The sequence below is a fragment of the Ensifer sp. Root278 genome, from assembly GCF_001429285.1.
Lineage (GTDB): Bacteria > Pseudomonadota > Alphaproteobacteria > Rhizobiales > Rhizobiaceae > Ensifer.
On the sequence record NZ_LMJJ01000043.1, the window covers coordinates 192,127 to 211,835 of the forward strand.

At 63.2% G+C, this 19,709-nt stretch carries 16 protein-coding genes; 13 read left to right on the forward strand and 3 right to left on the reverse strand.

The window, feature by feature from the left end:
* Window positions 1-104 precede the first annotated feature (104 nt).
* Window positions 105-1,031: a fatty acid desaturase gene (locus ASE60_RS30120; protein ID WP_057255267.1), complete on the forward strand. Its 927-nt coding sequence runs from the start codon at window positions 105-107 to the stop codon at window positions 1,029-1,031.
* A 44-nt stretch (window positions 1,032-1,075) separates the two neighbouring features.
* Here ASE60_RS30120 and ASE60_RS30125 read toward each other — a convergent pair whose 3' ends face one another.
* On the reverse strand, window positions 1,076-2,005 hold the full coding sequence (locus ASE60_RS30125; protein ID WP_057255268.1) for a LysR family transcriptional regulator: 930 nt from the start codon (window positions 2,003-2,005) through the stop codon (window positions 1,076-1,078).
* A gap of 176 nt (window positions 2,006-2,181) precedes the next feature.
* Here ASE60_RS30125 and ASE60_RS30130 point away from each other — a divergent pair, with 176 nt between their 5' ends.
* From ASE60_RS30130 to ASE60_RS30165, 8 genes are all read left to right on the forward strand, one after another.
* Window positions 2,182-4,296 carry a TonB-dependent siderophore receptor gene (locus ASE60_RS30130; RefSeq protein WP_057255269.1) on the forward strand — a complete coding sequence of 705 codons (2,115 nt, stop codon included), beginning with the start codon at window positions 2,182-2,184 and terminating at the stop codon, window positions 4,294-4,296.
* A gap of 82 nt (window positions 4,297-4,378) precedes the next feature.
* On the forward strand, window positions 4,379-5,197 hold the full coding sequence (locus tag ASE60_RS30135) for an iron-siderophore ABC transporter substrate-binding protein (RefSeq protein ID WP_082616272.1): 819 nt from the start codon (window positions 4,379-4,381) through the stop codon (window positions 5,195-5,197).
* A complete protein-coding gene (gene fhuB / locus ASE60_RS30140) occupies window positions 5,194-7,158 on the forward strand; it encodes a Fe(3+)-hydroxamate ABC transporter permease FhuB (protein ID WP_057255271.1) in 1,965 nt (654 codons plus the stop codon). The genes ASE60_RS30135 and fhuB overlap by 4 nt, the downstream gene beginning before the upstream one ends.
* Entirely contained in the window at window positions 7,155-7,874 is a 720-nt protein-coding gene (gene fhuF / locus ASE60_RS30145; protein ID WP_082616238.1) for a siderophore-iron reductase FhuF, read from the forward strand. Before fhuB ends, fhuF begins: the two co-directional genes overlap by 4 nt.
* A gap of 53 nt (window positions 7,875-7,927) precedes the next feature.
* On the forward strand, window positions 7,928-8,743 hold the full coding sequence (locus tag ASE60_RS30150) for an ATP-binding cassette domain-containing protein (RefSeq protein WP_057255273.1): 816 nt from the start codon (window positions 7,928-7,930) through the stop codon (window positions 8,741-8,743).
* 266 nt (window positions 8,744-9,009) lie between these two features.
* A complete protein-coding gene (locus ASE60_RS30155; protein ID WP_057255274.1) occupies window positions 9,010-10,080 on the forward strand; it encodes an HlyD family efflux transporter periplasmic adaptor subunit in 1,071 nt (356 codons plus the stop codon).
* Window positions 10,080-12,851 carry a ribosome-associated ATPase/putative transporter RbbA gene (rbbA, locus tag ASE60_RS30160; protein ID WP_057255275.1) on the forward strand — a complete coding sequence of 924 codons (2,772 nt, stop codon included), beginning with the start codon at window positions 10,080-10,082 and terminating at the stop codon, window positions 12,849-12,851. Before ASE60_RS30155 ends, rbbA begins: the two co-directional genes overlap by 1 nt.
* Before the next feature lie 2 nt (window positions 12,852-12,853).
* Complete coding sequence (locus ASE60_RS30165; RefSeq protein ID WP_057255276.1) at window positions 12,854-13,966, forward strand: ABC transporter permease; 1,113 nt, start codon at window positions 12,854-12,856, stop codon at window positions 13,964-13,966.
* A gap of 92 nt (window positions 13,967-14,058) precedes the next feature.
* Here the strand turns inward: ASE60_RS30165 and ASE60_RS30170 are convergent, their stop codons facing one another.
* Entirely contained in the window at window positions 14,059-14,502 is a 444-nt protein-coding gene (locus ASE60_RS30170; RefSeq protein ID WP_057255277.1) for a hypothetical protein, read from the reverse strand.
* 520 nt (window positions 14,503-15,022) lie between these two features.
* Between ASE60_RS30170 and ASE60_RS35910 the strand changes: the two genes are divergently transcribed.
* The 3 genes from ASE60_RS35910 to ASE60_RS30190 all read left to right on the forward strand — a co-directional run bounded on the left by ASE60_RS35910 (window position 15,023) and on the right by ASE60_RS30190 (window position 17,741).
* Window positions 15,023-15,817 (forward strand): hypothetical protein, encoded by a 795-nt coding sequence (locus ASE60_RS35910; RefSeq protein WP_244495736.1) that lies wholly within the window; start codon window positions 15,023-15,025, stop codon window positions 15,815-15,817.
* Window positions 15,818-15,832: 15 nt separating this feature from the next.
* Complete coding sequence (locus ASE60_RS35915; RefSeq protein ID WP_244495737.1) at window positions 15,833-16,627, forward strand: hypothetical protein; 795 nt, start codon at window positions 15,833-15,835, stop codon at window positions 16,625-16,627.
* 172 nt (window positions 16,628-16,799) lie between these two features.
* Complete coding sequence (locus ASE60_RS30190) at window positions 16,800-17,741, forward strand: MYG1 family protein (RefSeq protein WP_057255281.1); 942 nt, start codon at window positions 16,800-16,802, stop codon at window positions 17,739-17,741.
* 93 nt (window positions 17,742-17,834) lie between these two features.
* Here ASE60_RS30190 and ASE60_RS30195 read toward each other — a convergent pair whose 3' ends face one another.
* Window positions 17,835-18,743: a LysR family transcriptional regulator gene (locus ASE60_RS30195; RefSeq protein ID WP_057255282.1), complete on the reverse strand. Its 909-nt coding sequence runs from the start codon at window positions 18,741-18,743 to the stop codon at window positions 17,835-17,837.
* Between the two features lie 116 nt (window positions 18,744-18,859).
* Between ASE60_RS30195 and ASE60_RS30200 the strand changes: the two genes are divergently transcribed.
* Complete coding sequence (locus tag ASE60_RS30200; RefSeq protein ID WP_057255283.1) at window positions 18,860-19,696, forward strand: oxidoreductase; 837 nt, start codon at window positions 18,860-18,862, stop codon at window positions 19,694-19,696.
* Window positions 19,697-19,709: the final 13 nt, after the last annotated feature.

The following is a 19,709-nucleotide window of genomic DNA, read 5'->3' on the forward strand; positions in this document are numbered from 1 at the left end:
ATTCCCGTTTGCGCCGCTTCGCCGCAAAGCCATGCGGCGCGTTCCCATTGGCCGGCTTTTTATATTGGCGATTGAAATCTATCGCTTTTCCGGCCGGACACCGCATGTCGACTGATGCACTGCCCCCACAATCGAACCTAACTGCCATCGCCCGCGTCGAATGGCAGACCATAGCGCTGGTCGTGGCCATTTATGGTGGCTTTCTCGCTCTGACCTGGTTCTGGCAGTCGCTTCCGATTGTCCTCGTGATCGGTCTTGGCGGCTGGCTGATTGCCTGGCACGGCTCGCTGCAGCATGAGGTCATTCACGGGCACCCGACGCGCAATCAGCGTATCAACGATGCGATCGGATGGCCGCCGCTGTCTCTCTGGCTGCCCTATGCGATCTATCTGGAAGGCCACCTCGTCCACCATCGCGACGAACATCTGACGGATCCGATCGAGGATCCGGAGTCCTCCTATTTCACCCGGGCCGCCTGGGAAGGCATGGGCAAGGTGGGGCGGAAGCTTGCAGAGTGGAACACGACTTTGCTCGGTCGGCTGACGCTCGGGCCGCTGGTCATGATCCTGAGCTTCCTCGCACAGGAACTGGTGCTGATCGTGCGGGGTGACAGGGAGCGGGCAAGGACCTGGCTCTCGCACGGGGCAGGCGTCGCCATCGTGCTCGCCTGGGTCGTCGCGGTCTGCGGCATGCCGCTCTGGCTCTACCTTTTCGGCTTCGTCTATGTCGGTGCCGCACTGACGCGGCTTCGCTCCTATGCGGAACATCGTTATGCCGGCCATCACGAGGAACGGACGGCGATCGTCGAAGACACGCCGCTTTTCGGTCTCTTGTTTCTCTACAACAACCTGCATGTGCTGCATCACCAGCGGCCGGGTATTCCCTGGTACCAGATCCCGGCACTTTATCGCCGGCACAGACGTGCGCTGCTGGCGATCAACGGCGGCCTCGTCTATCGCGGTTATCGCGATGTGGCCCGTCGCTTCCTTCTGAAGCCGCATGATGATCCGCGCCATCCGCAGCATCTCTGATGTTACGGACGCGCGCCGCCATCCGCGAAGGCCTGCGCGAAGCCCTAGGCGCCTCGCGTGTGGCGCGCCCGGTGGTGGGCGACGAAGGCGCGCACGGCCGCCGAGCCTTCGACCTTGCGAGAGGCGACCGCGAGGTCCGACGTGACGCGGTTTCGCGCCAGTGAAACATAGCGCACGCCGGGCAGCTGCAGGCATTGCAGCGACTGCGGCACGAGCGCGATGCCGAGCCCCACCGCGACCATGCTCATGATGGTGGTAAAATCTCGGCCTGTTGCACTGACCTTTGGCGCCAGCCCGGCGTCCTTGCAGGCGTCGAGCGTATTGGAGTGGAAGCCGACATCGGCGGGTTGGCGCGGCGTTATGAAGGTCTGGTCCGAGAGCGCTGCGAGATCGATCGCATGCTGGGCGGCGAGCGGATGCGCCTCCGGCAGCGCCACCACCAGCGGCTCGCGCAACACGGTGGTCGTCGTCAGGCCGGCCGGGATCGGCGCTGGCGGGCGGATGTAGCCGAAGTCGAGTTCGCCTTCCGAGATCATCGTGAGTTGCTGGCGCATTTCGATCTCGACAAGCTGAAGCTCGATGTCGGGAAATTCTTGTCGGAAGGTAGTCAGCGATTCCGTCAGCACGCCCGAATAGGCGGCCGAGGCGACATAGCCGATCGATATTCTGCCCGTCTGGCCGCGGCCGACCCGCTGCAGTTCGGACAGCGCGAGGTCGGCCTGGGCGACGATCTTTCGGGCCTCATCAAACAGCAATTGCCCCGACAGTGTCAGCTGCACGGAACGTTTCGCGCGGTTCAGCAGCGGGATGCCGACCAGGCTTTCCAGATTGAGGATCTGCTGGCTGAGGCCGGGCTGGGCAATGCCGAGCCGGGCGGCGGCGCGCTCGAAATTCTTTTCCTCCACGAGAGCGATGAAATAGCGCAGATGGCGAAGTTCGAAGGTCGCGGCGCGTGGCGATTTTGGAGCCGACATGGGGCCTCGCAATGCAATAACTGAAAACGATGCTGTGCGCGCATATCATAATCGATAGTTCTGAAAAATCCTGTGCCGAGTTATTGGAAAGCCGGAAAATTTGACTATAGAAAGATGACAAAATTACTCCAGATTGAGCGCGCAGATGCCGCGCGCGCAGAGGCTTTCGTCATCCCATGTCACGCATTCATTGGCTGCTGTTAACGTCCGTCGCCTTCGTGGGGTCCGCCGGACAGAGCGCACTGGCGCAGCAGCAAGCCGAGACCAAGCTTGAGGCGATCGTCGCGAAAGGCGACAGGGAGGCCGGCGGCCCGGTTGAGGGCTATGTGGCGAAGTCGAGCCGCACCGCTTCGAAGTCCGGCGCGCCCCTGCTCGAGACGCAGCAGTCGGTGTCCGTCATCACCCATGACCAGATCGAGGCGCAGGGTGCCCAGACCGTGGGGCAGGCGCTGAATTACACGCCCGGCGTTTTCGGACAGCCCTTCGGCGCCGACCCCCGCTTCGACGCGCCGATCATCCGCGGCTTCGACGGTCGCCAGGTCCAGTTCCTGAACGGGCTCAGGATGATGCGCACCGCCGGCGCACCGGCCGTTGAAATCTACGGGCTTGAAAACATCGACGTCCTTCGCGGACCCGCTTCGGTCATGTATGGCCAGGGCAATCCGGGCGGCATCATCAACATGATCAGCAAACGGCCGGTCTTCGAGAATTTCGGCGAAGTCGGCGTGCAGGGCGGAAGCTACGAGACCTTTGGTGGCTTCTTCGATTTCGGCGGTACGCTTCGCGAGGAGTCGGATTTTGCATACCGGCTGACCGGTCTTGGCAAGAACGCCGCTGCCCAGGTCGACGAACTGGACAACGATCGCTACTTCATTGCGCCGGCGCTGACCTGGCAGCCGGACGAGGACACCAAGCTGACGATCCTTGCGAGCGTCCAGCACGACAATCCCGGCACGCCCTCGGGCCTGCCGCCGCAATATACGCTGAACGCCACCGACTTTCGCCTGCCGCGCGACTTTTATGTCGGCGACGAATCCTTCGACCGCTCCAGCCGCACGCTGACAAACCTCGGATACGAACTCGAGCATCGCCTGAGCGAGAACTGGATCTTCCGGCAGAACTTCCGCTACACCGACTTCGACTGGGACTACCAGTCGCTTGGCATGTCGACGCTTGGTCTTGCCGCTGACGGCCGGACACTCCGCCGAAACGCGACCTTCCAGGACGAGGCGCTCAACACCGTCAATATCGACAACAATCTGCAGGGCGAATTCTCGACCGGCGAGGTCGACCATACGCTGCTTGTGGGCCTCGACTATCGCTACTTCGACAACAATGTGCGCACCCGCTTCTTCCAGGCAACGCCGCTCGACGTGCGCTCGCCAAGCTATGGCGGACCGATCCGGCTGATCGCGCCGACGCTCGATACGACCGTCGATAGCGAGCTTTTGCAGCTTGGCGTCTACGTGCAGGACGAACTGGCGCTCGGAGGCTGGCGCGCAACGTTGGGCCTCAGGCAGGATTGGACCAGCAGCTCGGGAACGTCGCTCAATGGGCTCTCGCGCGTTTCCCGTCCGCTCGACCAGGACGATCATGAGCTGACCGGCAGGGCCGGCCTCAGCTATATCTTCGACAATGGCATTGCGCCCTATGTCAGCTACTCGACGTCCTTCGAGCCGGTGATCGGCGCTGCTCCGGACGGCAGGCCTTTCGAGCCGACTTCGGGCGAGCAGGTCGAGCTCGGCGTGAAATACGAACCCACGGATTGGAACGGCTTCTTCACGGCGGCCGTCTACGACCTCAAGCAGAAGAATGTGCTGCGCACCATCGCCGGCATTTCGTCGCAGATCGGCGAGGTCAATGTCCGCGGCCTGGAACTCGAAGGTGTCGCGAGCATAACACAAGGGCTCGATTTGCGGGCGGCCTACACCTACACGGATGCCCGGATCGCAGCGGGCGCCGACGACGGCAATCGCGTCGAAAACGTGCCGGAGCATATGGCGAGCCTCTGGGCGAACTACACCTTCCAGGAAGACACGGCACTCGAAGGTCTCGGCATTGGGGCGGGCGTGCGTTATGTCGGCCAGCGCTACGGCAACAGCGCCAACACCTTCGAACTAGATTCGGTCGTGCTCGCCGATTTCGCGCTCTCCTATAAGAAGAATGGTTACAAGGCGTCGCTCAACGTTCAAAATCTCTTCGACAAGGACTATGTCGCAAGCTGCAGCTCGTTCGGCTGCTACTACGGCGACGGCCGCACGTTTATGGGGAAGCTGACCTATAGCTGGTAGCGAATTGAGAGAGCGGGCATTGGGTCCTTTTGTCAGTCGCCGGGAGCTGCTTCTCGGCGCGGCGCTTTTGCTCGCCGCGCCGATGGCCAGGGCCGGCGCGCCCTTGCGCATAGCCGCGATCGACTGGGCGATGCTGGAGACGCTGTGCGCGCTCGGCCTTACCCCGGTCGCCGCGACGGAGCTCATTCAGTTTCGAAGCGATGCCGTCGAGCCCGACTTACCTGCAGATGTCGTCGATCTCGGTCTGCGCGGCTCGCCCAATTTCGAACTGCTTCACCTGCTCAGGCCGGACCTGATCCTGATCTCGCCGTTCTATGTACGCCACGAGGCGGCGCTCGGCCGGATCGCGCCGCTTTTCTCCCTGCCATTCTACGTGCGGGGCGAGCCGCCTTTCGAAAAGGCGCTCGCAGCGGTGAAGGCGCTCGGCGAGCGTCTCGGACGCTCCGACAGGGCGGAGGCGCTGCTGAAGGAGATAGTCGGCGAAATCGAAGGCTTTAGGCAGACGCTCGCTCCCTTCGCGAACAGGTCCACCTATATCGTCAATATCGGCGACGCGCGGCATGTCCGCGTCTTTGGTTTCGACAGCATGTTCGGCGACATGCTCGCCCGGCTCGGCCTGCCGAATGCCTGGACGGATCGTTCGCGCTTCACCTTTGCGGCACCCGTCTCGATCGAAAACCTGGCGGCAGATCCCGACGCACGCATCGTCATCGTTTCCGAGGTGCCGGTCGAGGCGCGCAGTGGCCTTCGAAACAGCATCATCTGGAATTCGTTGGAGCCGGTCCGCAAGGGGCGGGTCATCCAGCTCGCCAACGTCAATCCCTACGGCGGTGTTACTGCGGGCCTGCGGTTTGCGCGCCTCTTTGCCGAGGCGATGCTTGCAGGAGACCGGCGCGGATGACGATGCGGGCATGGTCCTTCCTGTCGGCCAGCCTGCTCGCCAGCCTCATGCTCTTCGCGCTGGCCGCATCGAGCCAGGTCCCGTTTTCGCAATGGGGAGACCTGTTGGCCCCTCCCGCCGAGCTCACGCTCGACAAGATCATCCTGGCCTATAGCCTGTTCCCGAGGGCAGCGGTCGCTCTGGTCGCGGGCGCCGCACTCGGACTATCCGGGGCGCTTCTCCAGCAATTTCTGCGCAATCCGCTTGCCGATCCCTCGACCCTCGGCATCTCGGCCGGCGCTCAGCTCGCGATCGTAGCGGCGACGCTCTATGTGCCTGAGATCGTCGACGGCCACCGAACTTTGGTCGCGCTCGCCGGCGCCGCCGGGGCAGCGGCGATCGTCTTCGCGCTCGGTTGGCGTCGGGCTTTCGAGCCGGTGACGATGGTGGTCTGCGGCCTGCTTGTGGGGGTGACAGCCGCAGCCCTGTCCGCAGCGATGACGCTCGCGCGGGGTGAGTACCTCATGTCGCTTGTGACCTGGAACGGCGGATCCCTCAGTCAGCAGGACTGGTCAGTGTTCCAAAGCCTTGGCCTGGAGTTGGTGCTCCTCGGCCTGTTTGCCGGCCTGTTGATCCGCCCGATGTTGGTGTTGGGGCTTGGCGACACGAGCGCGCGCAGCCTGGGTGTCAATCTCGGTGGCATTCGCTTCGCAATCGCCGCGATCGCCACGGCACTTGCCGGCTTCGTCGCCTCAGCGGTTGGCCTGGTGAGCTTCGTCGGCCTTGCCGCCCCAGCCTTCGTGCGCGCCTGCGGTGCCCGCCGCCCAGCGGCGATCGTCGCGCTGTCGCCACTTGCGGGGGCGCTTTTCCTCTGGCTCTGCGACAGCATCGTGCAAACCGTCGCGCGTGCCTCCAGCGAGAATTTTCCGACGGGCGCGGTCACCGCACTTGTTGGCGGTCCTTTGCTGCTCTGGCTTCTGCCCAAGGTGCGAAGCATGGAAGTGCCGCACGAGGCGCGGGAAAGCGTCCACCGCGGCAATCTGAAAATAGCATTTGCCGCCTTTCTGGTTCTCGTGCCGGTCCTTGTCGCGATCGCATTCGTCGTCGGGCCGTCCGGACATGGCTGGAAGATCCTGAGTTGGGCGGAGACGCTCGACTTGGCACCGCTCAGATGGCCTCGGCTCCTGGCGTCTGCCGCGGCCGGCGGCCTGCTGGCCGTGACCGGCGCGATCCTGCAGCGCATGACCGGCAATGCAATGGCCAGCCCCGAGGTCGTCGGCGTCAGCGGCGGTGCCGGCCTTGGCTTTGCCGCAGCGCTCACATTCGCGCCGGATGGCGGCACAGTCGTGGTCTTCACTGGCGCAGGGCTCGGCGCGCTCATTGCCATGCTGGCGGTGCTGGTCTTTGCCAGCCGCCGGCATCTGCCGCCGGAAAAGCTGTTGCTTGCGGGCGTGGCGGTCGGTTCCTTCAGTTCGGCCGTCCTGTCGGCGCTGCTGGCGATCGGTGATCAGCGGTCGTGGCAAATTCTCTCCTGGCTCGGTGGTTCGGCATCCACGGCAACGCCGGCGACTGCGATTTTCCTCGGCATTCTTTCTCTGCTCGTCGTTGCCGCGGCACTGCTGTTGAGCCGCTGGTTGACGATCCTGCCCTTCGGACCGTCGATCGCCCTGTCGCTTGGCCTGTCGGTGCGGTTGAGCCGCGTGCTTCTTCTGCTTCTTTCGGGTGCTGCGACCGGTGCGGCGTCCCTGCTTGTCGGGCCCTTGAGCTTTGTCGGGCTCGTCGCGCCGCATATCGTCCTGCGCGCCGGTCTCGTCACGGCGCCGCAGCACCTGGCAGGCTCGTTCCTGCTCGGCTCGATCCTGATGGCCCTTGCCGATTTCGGCGCCCGCACGGCGACCTTCCCCTACGAGCTGCCGCTCGGCCTCTTCGCGGCACTCGTCGGCGCGCCCTACCTCATCTGGCTTCTGGGACGGCACAGATGATGGTGAACCAGCTTCCGGTGCTTCCGATTCCGTTCGCGGATGCAGCCCTGAGCCACGCAGTGCCGGCTGAAGACGATGATCTCGTCAGCCTGGACAGCATTCTCGAGCCAGGGCCGGTTGCGAACGCACTGGATGGACTGTTGCGGCGGTGGGGGCCGGGCGATCGCCGGGCCGCGGCGTCGCTATGGACGCAGGGTTACTTCGGCCGGCTGCTCAGACCCGTTATCGCCTATGGCCTCGTTCACGACATCTGGTTTTCGATGACGTTACCGGACGTTCAGGTCGGCCTATCCGATATGGCGACGCCCGTCCGGTTCGTGCTGAAACGCGCGGCTCCCGCTCCGTTGAGCGCGCGCCTGCGGGGGATTGTCGAAGACAATGTGCGACCTTTGATCGTCCGGATGGCGAACGTGACGGCCACGTCCGAACGGGTGCACTGGAGCAATGCGTCCTTCGCGTTTTGCCGCGCCTGCCGTCATGTTGATGATCTTTGGTCACAGGAGGCCATGCCGGTAGATGTCGCGGCGCGCTTGCGCGAGATGGAGACGCTGATCGCTGCGGACCATCCCCTTTTTCGGCTGACGCAGACGATCCCGGGTGTCGCGGGCGGTGCCTGTCTCCAGCGCAAGGTCTGCTGCATCCGCTACAAGCTCGACGGCCTGAAGAAATGCGGCACAGCCTGCCCGATCAATGCTTCGACCTTTTGCAGTCAATGATATCTATCGATGAGACCAACAGCAGGTCCAGCAATCCTGTCCGGAACGAAAAGATGCAGAACCACGCGACTGAAACTCCACCCATCGCCCGCGACCAGGCCGTTCTGTCGCTCCATGATGTGAGCTTTGCGATCGATGGGCGCAACCTGCTGCACCCTCTGACGTTGGAGATCCCGGCCGGGCATTCCATCGCGCTGATCGGCCATAATGGTTCCGGCAAATCGACGCTGCTCAAGCTGATCGGGCGACAGCTCGCGCCGACGACTGGGCGTATCGATTTCGAGGGAAAGCCGCTTGCTGGCTGGGGAACGCGGGCCTTCGCCCGGCGGCTCGGCTATCTGCCGCAGAATACGCCGCCAGCACCCGGCATGCTGGCACGGGAACTGATCGCACTTGGCCGCTATCCCTGGCACGGCGCGCTCGGCCGCTTCGGGGCGGCCGACAAGGCGAAGGTCGAAGAGGCGATCGAGGTCACCGGCATCGAGCCGTTTGTCAACCGGGAGGTCGACAGTCTGTCGGGCGGGGAACGCCAGCGCGTTTGGCTTGCCATGCTCGTCGCCCAGGATGCCACCTGCCTGCTGCTCGACGAGCCGATCTCCGCCCTCGACATCGGCCACCAGCTCGAGGTGCTGGCACTGACCCGCGACCTTTGCCGGGACAAGGGCATCACCATCATCTCGGTACTGCACGAGATCAATATGGCCGCGCGTTTCTGCGACCGCATCGTGGCGCTCCATTCCGGCCGCCTTATCGCGGAGGGCACGCCTTCCGACATCATGACGCCGGAAGAACTGGCGCGGATTTACGACGTGCAGATGGATGTTCTGGAACAGCCCGTCAGCGGACGCCGCGTCGCGCTGGCGCGGTAGGCCACACGGCCACGGATCTGGCCGATAGTCCGACCGAGCGCGTACTGAACAGAGGTCCCGTTTGCTCGAACGGCGAGGACGGGCTTCGCCGTCCCAAGCGATCAAGAGCCACAGATCCCAATAACAACCCGGCATTTGGCACCAAGGCGCCTGACCCGCAATTGACATGAGTCAATGCGGCAGCCTCGTCCTTCGGGCCTATTCCCGGTTGTGTTTGAGTGGTCGCGGGCTATTCTCGTGGTCCGTTTTGATGGTGGGACGCTGAAATGGAAAAAGCCCGGAAGAATTGGCTCCTGGTTGGTCTGGTCATTCTGGCGCTCGCGGGCGGCTACTATGCCTGGCAGAACATGGATCGCAATGCGCTACCCGCCGGGATCGCGAGCGGCAACGGACGCATCGAAGCAGTTGAGATCGACATCTCGACCAAGACGGCAGGCCGGATAAAGGAAATCCTGGTGGATGAGGGCGATTTCGTCACTGCCGGCCAGGTGCTCGCCCAGATGGATACCGTGCAATTGGAAGCGCACAAGCGGCAGGCCGAAGCGCAGCAGCAGCGTGCGATCATCAGCGTCGAAGCGGCGAAGAACCTGGTCACGCAGCGCGAAGCGGAAAAGGCGGCGGCGGAGGCTGTCCTCGCGCAGCGGCGCGCACAACTGGACGCTGCCGAACGGCGGCTCGCCCGGTCCGAACAACTCGTGAAGACGAGCACCGTTTCGCAACAGGTGCTCGACGACGACAGGGCCACCGCCGAGGGCGCGCGCGCTGCCGCCAGCGCCGCGGAAGCATCGCTCGCCGCGTCAAATGCGGCGATCAATTCGGCGAAGTCCCAGGTCGTCGATGCCGAAGCCTCGGTCGAGGCGGCCAAGGCGTCGGTCGAAAGCATCATCGCCGACATCAACGACAGTACCCTGGTCTCGCCGCGCGACGGCCGTATTCAGTATCGTGTGGTCCAGCCGGGCGAAGTGCTGGCGGCCGGCGGCCGCGTGCTTAATCTCGTCGATCTCGGCGATGTCTACATGACGTTCTTCCTGCCGACGGATCAGGCCGGACGCCTGTCGATCGGCAGCGAAGTCCGGCTCGTGCTGGACGCCGCACCGCAATACATCATTCCCGCCAAGGTTTCCTATGTCGCCGACGTCGCGCAGTTCACGCCGAAGACGGTCGAGACGGCAGAGGAGCGGCAGAAGCTGACCTTCCGCATCAAGGCGCAAATTCCGAAGGAACTGCTGAAGAAGTACATCCGCATGGTGAAAACCGGTCTTCCGGGCGTCGCCTATGTGAAAGTCGATCCGAATGCAGAGTGGCCGGCGAGCCAGACCGGCACGCTGGTGCAGTGATGGCAGCCCCTGATCGGGCCGGCCTGCCGCCGGCAGAGCCCGTGGTTCGTCTGAGCGCCGTCACGCTTTCCTATGGCAAGACCAAGGCGCTGGATGACGTGACGCTCGACATACCCTCGGGCTGCATGGCCGGGCTGATCGGGCCCGACGGCGTTGGGAAATCGAGCCTGCTGTCACTCGTCGCCGGCGCACGCGCCGTACAGGCGGGGCGCGTCGAGGTGCTTGGCGGCGACATTGCCGATGCCGGCCATCGGCGCCGGACCTGCCCGCGTATTGCCTACATGCCGCAGGGTCTTGGGAAGAACCTCTATCCAACGCTTTCCGTCTTCGAGAATGTCGACTTTTTTGGCCGGCTCTTCGGCCACGATCGCGAGGAACGCGAGAGGCGGATTGCCAGCCTGCTCGAAAGCACCGGGCTTGCCCCCTTTGCGGAGCGCCCTGCCGGCAAGCTCTCCGGCGGCATGAAACAGAAGCTCGGGCTTTGCTGCGCGTTGATCCACGATCCCGATCTCCTGATTCTCGACGAGCCGACGACCGGCGTGGACCCCCTGTCGCGACGGCAGTTCTGGGAGCTGATCGACGACATCCGCTCTGAGCGGCCGGGCATGAGTGTCATCGTCGCGACCGCCTATATGGAAGAAGCGGCGCGCTTCGATTGGCTGGTGGCAATGGATGCGGGCCGGGTGCTGGCAACGGGCACGCCCGATCAACTGCTTGAAAAGACCGGCGTCGACACGCTTGACGCCGCCTTCATCGCGCTGCTTCCCGAGGAGATCAGGGGCGAACATCACGACGTCGTCATTCCGCCGCGCCCCGAAGGCGCGAGCGACGACATCGCCATCGAGGCGAACAACCTCACCATGCGTTTTGGCGATTTCGTTGCCGTCGACAATGTGAGCTTCCGCATCGGCCGCGGCGAGATCTTCGGCTTCCTCGGCTCCAACGGCTGCGGCAAGACGACGACGATGAAGATGCTGACGGGCCTGCTTGCCGCCAGCGAAGGGAAGGCAAAGCTCTTCGGGCGTGAGGTCGACCCGCGCGACATGGACGTGCGTCATCGTGTCGGTTACATGTCGCAGGCCTTCTCGCTCTATACCGAGCTCACGGTCCTGCAGAACCTGGAACTGCATGCCAAGCTGTTCGGCATGGCGGCGGACAGCATTCCCAAGCGGATCGAGGAACTGGCGAAGCGCTTCGATCTCTCGGATGTGATGGAGGCCTTGCCGGACGCCTTGCCGCTCGGCGTGCGCCAACGGCTCTCGCTTGCGGTCGCGCTGATCCATTCACCCGATATCCTCATCCTCGATGAACCGACATCCGGCGTCGATCCCGTGGCGCGCGACAGTTTCTGGCAGATCCTCGTCGATCTCTCCCGCAACGATCAGGTGACGATCTTCATCTCCACCCACTTCATGAACGAGGCGATGCGCTGCGATCGCATGTCGCTGATGCACGCGGGCAAGGTGCTCGTCAGCGATACGCCGGCCGGCATAATGAAAAGCCGTTCGGCCTCGACGCTGGAGGAGGCTTTCATCGCCTATCTGGAAGAGGCGATCGCCGGGGCAAAGCAACCGGCGCCCGCAGTGGTCAGGGCCAAGGCGCCGTTGGAGCCCGTCGAGACCAAACGGCCTCCGAAGTCAGGGTTTTTCGACGTCGGGCGGATGTTCAGCTATACCCGCCGCGAAGCGCTGGAACTGGTGCGCGATCCCATCCGCGCGACGCTTGCCACCATCGGCACGGTCATCCTGATGTTCGTCATCGGCTACGGCATCAACATGGATGTCGAGGACCTGACCTTCGCGGTGCTCGACCGCGACCAGACGACGACCAGCCGCGACTACATCCTCGAGATCGCCGGTTCGCGCTACTTCATCGAGAAGGATCCGATCACCGACTATGCCGATCTCGACCGGCGTATGCGCAACGGCGAACTGAGTCTCGCAATCGAGATCCCGCCGGGCTTTGCCCGCGATGCGGCGCGCGGCGACACGGTGGAGATCGCCGCCTGGATCGATGGCGCGATGGCGAGCCGTGCCGAAACGGTCAAGGGCTATGTGCAGGGACTGCACGCCCATTGGCTGACCGGCAAGATCCGCGAACGCTATGGGGCGGCTGCGACCACCGGCAGCTTCAAGATCGAGACGCGTTTCCGCTACAACCCGGATGTCAAGAGCATCGTTGCCATGGTGCCGGCGGTCATCCCGCTCCTGCTGATGCTGATCCCGGCCATGCTCTCGGCGCTCAGCGTCGTGCGCGAGAAGGAGCTGGGGTCGATCGTCAATCTCTATGTCTCGCCGGTGACGCGGCTCGAATTCCTGATCGGCAAACAGATCCCGTACATTGCCCTGGCGATGCTCAATTTCGTGCTGCTGACGGCATTCGCAATCTTCGTGTTCCGGGTGCCGTTTACCGGCAGTCTGCTCGCCTGGACGGTCGCAGGGCTGATCTACGTCTCGGCGGCAACGGCCATGGGGCTCGTCATCTCGACCTTCATGTCGAGCCAGATCGCCGCGATCTTCGGCACGGCGATCCTGACGCTCATTCCGGCAATCCAGTATTCCGGGATGATCGATCCGGTCTCCTCGCTCGAAGGGGCGGGCGCCTTCATCGGCCAGATCTACCCGACCACACATTTCATGACGATCGCCCGCGGTACCTTTTCCAAGGCTCTGGGCTTCGGTGACCTCGGCGGCGCCTTCGTGCCGATGCTGATCGCGGTGCCGGTGCTGCTCGCGGTGGGCACGCTATCCCTCAAGAAACAGGCGAGGTGACGATGCGCCTGTCCCATATCTACCATCTCGGCATCAAGGAACTCTGGGGGCTCTGGCGCGATCCGATCCTGCTGATCCTGATCGTCTATTCCTTCACGCTGTCGGTCTATACCGGCTCGACCGCGATGCCGGAAACGCTGAACCGTGCGGCAATCGCCATCGTCGACGAGGACCGCTCGCCGGTTTCGACGCGGATCTCGACGGCTTTCTATCCGCCCTATTTCGTGCCGCCGCAGATGATCACGCCGGCGGAAATGGACCGCCGCATGGACCAGGGGCTCGATACCTTCGCGCTCGACATTCCGCCGAATTTCCAGACGGATCTATTGGCCGGCCGCTCCCCGACGATCCAGCTCAATGTCGACGCAACGCGCATGAGCCAGGCCTTTTCCGGCAATGGCTACATCCAGCAGATCGTCACCGGCGAGGTCTCGGGCTTCCTCGATCGTCACCGCAGCGAGCAGAAACTGCCGGTCGATCTGGTTCTGCGGGCGCGGTTCAATGCCGAGCTCAACAAGGGCTGGTTCGGCGCGGTGATGAACGTCATCACCAACATCACCATCCTGTCAATCGTGCTCACGGGTGCCGCCCTCATCCGCGAGCGCGAACACGGGACGGTGGAGCACCTCCTGGTCATGCCCGTGACCCCGTTCGAAATCATGGTCAGCAAGGTCTGGTCGATGGGGCTGGTGGTGCTGCTCGCCTCGGCGGTCTCGCTGATCGTCGTCGTCAAGGGCGCGCTTGCGGTTCCGGTGCAGGGCTCGTTCGCGCTGTTCCTGCTGGCAACGGCCCTGCAACTCTTTGCGACCACCTCGATGGGCATCCTGCTTGCCACGATTGCCGGCTCCATGCCACAGTTCGGTCTGCTGCTGATGCTCGTACTCTTGCCGCTACAGGCCCTGTCCGGGGGCATGACGCCGCGCGAAAGCATGCCCGAGATCATCCAGAACATCATGCTGGCGGCGCCGAACACACACTTCGTCATTCTGGCGCAGGCGGTTCTCTTTCGCGATGCCGGTCTGGACGTGGTCTGGCCTCAGCTTCTTGCCTTGCTGCTGATCGGCGCCATCCTCTTCGCCTTTGCCATGCGGCGCTTCCGGGTGTTCCTGAAGTAGGCATCCCATACATGGCTGATCGGTTGACGTGACGTGCCGACCGACCAGCGCTTTGTCGGAAAAACGCTATTGTCGGCACCGTGCGCGAGGCGTCAGGCGGGAATGAACTTTCCGTCGTAGCGCACGCGAAAATTCCGGCGTTGGGCGTCTTCCTGGAAGCAGACAAACACCAGTTCGAGATCGTGCGTGCTGCTGCGTCTGCCAAGCAGGCTCAACGTGATCACGATGACGCCGCCATAGGTGCGCGTCAGATTGATGGCGGCGCGCCGGATTTCATTGGTTCCGGCATCGTCCCGGTCTTCGCGCCGCTCGTATACCTGCCAGAAACGCGCGCTCTCCCAGGCGGACCGCAGGGCTTCGGTTATCTCGGCCTTGAACTCGTCCACCGACCTGCCCTTGCTCCATGAAACGGTCCGCTCGGTGTGATCGCCAAAGATATCGAGATAGCCGTCATAGTCGTCCGGATCGGAAAAACACCGCTCGATCATTCCGAATGCTACGTCGTCGGAAATTGCTGCCTTAAAGAAAATCGTCATCGAATCGCAATCCTGCCTTGAGCGCCTATGTTGTCAAAGCGTCGACGGTGTATCCAGCCCCTCGGCGTCTGATCGCCGCCGCGCGAACAACTATCGTCTCGCTGCAATGGCTTAGGTGGGTCGATCGCATCGCGCCGGCGGCCGATTCCGCGTCCATGATCGTTGCCTTATGTTCGGGCTCCATGCTATCTTTGGTTTCATTATTGACTGACGCAACTTTCATTTCTCTTTCGCCATCCCGCGCACGTTCGCAGCAATGGATGCGAAAGAACTGTTTGTTTTGATAGTCATATTTGCAGAATGAAATTTGCGGGGGGCCGCGCACCACGCTGATGCGAAAAGGGATCGGGCGAGATCCCTGGACCGCCGGCGCAGGGACAGTCGGGAGAGGGACAGTTTTTTGATCGGCATGGCATTTCCACGAGAAGTTTTCTCGCGTTCAGTGGTCATTGTCTGTCTGTTGGTTGGGCTCCTGGCCTCGGCCGCGACGGTTCGAGCGGCGCCGGCTGGCGGCGCTGACATGCAGTTCTTCGTGGTTCGCAGCGGTCAGCCAGGGTGCGAGCCAACCTGTCCGGAGTGGATATCGGCGGAGGGGACGATCGTTCGCGAAAGCCCGGCGCAGTTCAAGAAGCTGCTCAAAACCATCGGCAAGCGCCGCCTGCCGGTCGTGGTGACGTCACCTGGGGGAGACGTCGACGCTGCGCTGGCGCTAGGGCGGCTCATCAGAGCGCGAAGGCTTGAAGTGGCGGTCGGCAAAACCCGCTTCATCGGTTGCCAGCCGCAGCAGAAGGATTGCCGCGAAAACGACGGCAAGGGCGCCCGCTATATCGGTATCGCCTATTCGGGCGGAGCCTACTGCAATTCGGCCTGTCCGCTGATGTTCGCCGGCGGAACCCGCCGAGTGGCCGGGGAATGGGCCTATCTCGGCGTTCACCAGATCACCACTGTCTTCGTTCAGACCCAGACGCGGTATCGGGAGGAGTACCGTATCGTCAACGGCAAGAAGAAGGTGACCAGCAAGAAGGTCGTCAGCCGCAAGAATGTCGGCAGCCGCAAGATCTACGAGATGACCAAGGCGCAGGAGCGCGAGTTGACCGCCTACCTCGCGGAAATGGGCATCGGCCGCACGGTTATCGATCTGATGAAGATCACGCCCGCCTCCGATATGCGCAAGATCGAACCCGTCGCGATGACCGAGATGAAATTGATCACGCAGCTGGGCGGGGTCGAATTGCTGACCTCGGTCGAGACCTGCAGAACGGTACCGGCGTCCGCCAATTGTCGGGTTTTCGTCATGTCGGACCTGAAGCGTTAGACCAGGGGATTTGGGTTGGAGACCGGAATGCGAATATGGAGTTCTCCCGTCGGCGCAGCCACGCCCCGCCTGCTACGGGTTGCGCTGGTAATCTGTCTGCTGGCCGCAAGCCTGTTGATGGAGCGGCCGGCAATGGCGGCTGAGCAGGAGATGCGGTTTGTCGTCGTGCGCTCCAACCAGGCCGGGTGCGAGCCGACATGTCCGGAGTGGATTTCCGCCGCGGGCACCATCGGGCCGAAGACACCGGCCCTGCTGAAGGCAACCTTGAAGACGCTCGCAGGCCGCAAGCTGCCATTGGTCCTGCGATCGCCCGGTGGCGACATGGCGGCTGCGATGGCACTCGGCCGCCTCATCCGCAAAAGCAAACTGAGCGTGGCGGTGGGCACGACCGTTTTCTTCGGGTGTCAGCGCGATCAGAAGAACTGTACCGCAAACGACCAAAAGGGAGCCGCCTATATCGGCAAGGCCGTTTCGCTCGGAGCCTGCTCACAGGCATGTACGCTCGTCCTTGCGTCAGGCAGTCGACGGCTCGCGGGAGAAGGGACGATCGTCGAAGAGATTCCGATGGTGACTGGAAACGAAGCCAGCAGCAAAAAGCTGGCGGCCTACTATGATGAAATGGGCGTGCGCTACCAGATGCTGGCCGAGGGCCCGCGCGATGCGGCTGGCAATCCCGGTCTCTGGCAATTGTTCAAGGCCCTTCTGCTGACGAACACGCTGGCAGTGGACCAACTGGTCGATGCGCAGATTTGCAAAAGCACGCCTGCGCCCGACAATTGCCGCGTCTTCACCACGATGGATCTGGAGTAGCTGCGCCCAAATAATTGTCGGCCAGTCTCGGCCGTCGATCCGTCTCCCGCCAAGATCTCCGGGCGACGCACGCGGGTCTCCAGGCGGGCAAGGAGCGATGGTGGGTTGAGGTGGCAGCAAGCAATGGCTATGTGGTGCGTTCCGTACTCAACGAACCATAAGGCCAATCGGGATGATCCCAGCGTTTCTCGTTACCCATTCCGGTGGCTTCCATGCCGACGAGCTGTTGTCCACCGTCATTCTCACGCGGCTTTTCCCGCAGGCTCGCCTGATCCGCAGTCGGGCTCCGGAATGGATCAGGCCCGGTGCAGACCGTATCGTCTACGATGTGGGTGGCCAATATGACGCCGCGGCCGGTATCTTCGATCATCACCAGCGCGGCGCGCCGCTGAGAGAGGACGGCCAGCCCTACAGTTCGTTCGGGCTGATCTGGAAGCACTACGGCCGCGACTATCTCGCCGCTTCAGGCGTTCCTGAAGACCATATCGAGGCGGTCCATGCGGCCTTTGATGCACGCTTCGTGCTTCCGGTCGACCTGGTGGATAATGGTGCGCTCGACCCTTCCGTTGCCGGGCCGCTCGCAGGGCTCACCCTGCCGGCGCTTTTGGAAACCTTGAAGCCGGTTTTCGACGAGGCCGGCCAGGAGGCTGACGATCGCGGCTTTCAGGCGGCCCTGGCGGTTGCCCGTGCGCTCGTCGAGGCCAGCGTCGCCCAGCGCGCCGCCAAGCTCAGAGCCGAGGCACTCGTTCTTCAGCAAATCGCCCGTGCCGGGGATGGTCGCGTTCTCGAGCTGCCGATGGGCATGCCCTTCCGTCCGGCCGTCGTGAAGTCCGGTGCCGATCACCTGTTGTTCGTCGTTCACCCGCGTGACAAAGACTGGTGCCTGACGGGCATCCGCAAGGCCGATGAGGGCTTTGAGCTTCGCGCAGACCTGCCCGCAGCCTGGGCCGGCCTGACCAACGGAGAACTGGAAGCGGCCTGCGGGGTCGCGGGCGCAAGCTTCTGCCACAATGGCCGCTTCATCGCGGCTGCCGCAACGCGCGAAGCTGCCCTTGCCATGGCCGCGTTGGCCGTCGCAGAGGCCACGTCGCTTGCAAGTGAAACCAAGGCGTAAGCCAGGACATGCCCTGCTTCGGGCCGGCGCTGCCCGGAATCGGCTGCACATGGTCCGACCGCGGCGCGGTCGGCCACAAGACGCAGCTTCGCGCTAGCTTTTGGCGAGCCCGCTACCCGCAGTCCTGATGAAATCGACGAAGGCGCGTAGCGCCGCCGGCATTTGCCGTCGGCTCGGATAGTATAGATAGAGGCCGCCGTAGTAGGGGCACCAGTCCTCGAGCACCCGAACAAGTTTTCCTTCGTCTATCAGCGACAGCACCTGATCCTCGAAGGTGAAGGTCACGCCGGCTCCGGCAAGGGCAGCGTCCACCATCATGTCCTGGTCGTCGACGATCAGGGGGCCGCTCACTTCGACCTGAAGTTCCACGCCGCCGCGCTCGAATTCCCATGCGTAAAGCCGGCCGCTGCCGAAGCGCAGTCCGACACAGGGGAGTTCCCTCAGGTGATCGGGAGCGGTCGGTTTTGGAAAGCGCTCGAAGAAGGAACGCGTTGCCACAATCGCCGTGCGCTGGCGCGGCCCGATCGGTACGGCAATCATGTCCTGCGCGATGACCTCGCCGAAACGAACGCCGGCGTCGAAACCCTCCGACACCATGTCGACGAGGTCGTTGTCGGTGACGATCTCGATGCTGATTTTCGGGTAGGCTTCGAGAAAGCGTGCGACCAAAGGCAGAAGCACCATCTTCGCGGAGGCGCGCGCCGCATTGAGTTTCAAGCGCCCGACAGGTGTGCCCCGGAAGTTGTTGAGGTCGTCAAGCGCATCCTCGATGTCGCGGAAGGCGGGGGCGACGCGCGCGAGCAGAAGTTCGCCCGCTTCCGTCAACGCGACGCTGCGGGTCGTTCGGTTGAAGAGGCGGAGATCGAGCCGCTCCTCAAGTGCCTTCAGGGCATGGCTGAGTGCCGATGGCGTGCAGCCGACCTCGTCAGCGGCGCGGCGGAAGCTTCGGTGCCGGGCCAAAGCCAGGAAGGAGGACAGGTCGGAAGGCGATACGGTTCTCATTGATGAATTTTACTCATTAGCTCAAGGAGAATCCAGTCGATTTTCTCAGCAGATGGAGCGCGGTAAAACCTTCTCAGCCGCCGACGATGGAGCGGCGAAACAAACAGGAGGTTCACATGCATACATGGTTCGTTACCGGAGCATCCCGTGGATTTGGTGCTCTCATCGTTGAGAAGGCACTCGCCAAGGGCGATCAGGTCGTCGCGACGGCGCGCAATCCGAAGGCGATCGCCGAGCGTTTCGGCAAACAGCCCAACCTTCTGGCCGTAGCGCTCGATGTTACCGACGAGTCCCAGGCGCATCAGGCCGTCGGGCAGGCGATCGCCCGCTTTGGCCGGATCGATGTTCTGGTCAACAATGCCGGCTACGGACTGCTCGGTGCGGTCGAAGAGGCAAGCGGTGCCGAGATCGAGGCCCTGTATCGCACCAACGTCTTCGGCCTGCTGGCCGTCACCCGTGCCGTGCTGCCGCACATGCGCCGCCAGCGTTCGGGACGCATCCTGAACTTCTCGTCGATCGGCGGCTATCGCAGCGGCCCTGGCTTCGGGGTCTATTGCTCGACGAAGTTTGCCGTTGAAGGCCTGACCGAAGCGCTCGCAGCAGAGCTTGCCCCGCTCGGTATCCATGCGACGGCGATCGAACCCGGTTACTTCCGCACCGACTTTCTCGACTCGACCTCACTCGGCATCAGCCCGATCGAGATCGAGGACTATGCCGAGACGGCCGGCTTCGTTCGCAGCAAGGCGAAGGAGATCAGCCATAACCAGCCGGGCAATCCCGACAGGCTGGCAGAGGTCTTGATCTCGTTCGCTGATGCCGAAAATCCGCCGGTGCGGTTGCCGCTTGGCAGCGACACGGTGGCCACGATCGAAGCCAAGCACGCATCGGACGCAGAAATCCTTGCCCAATGGCGTGCCGTGTCCCTCTCGACCGACTTTGAACCGGCCGCATAAGCGTCGAGGAGCG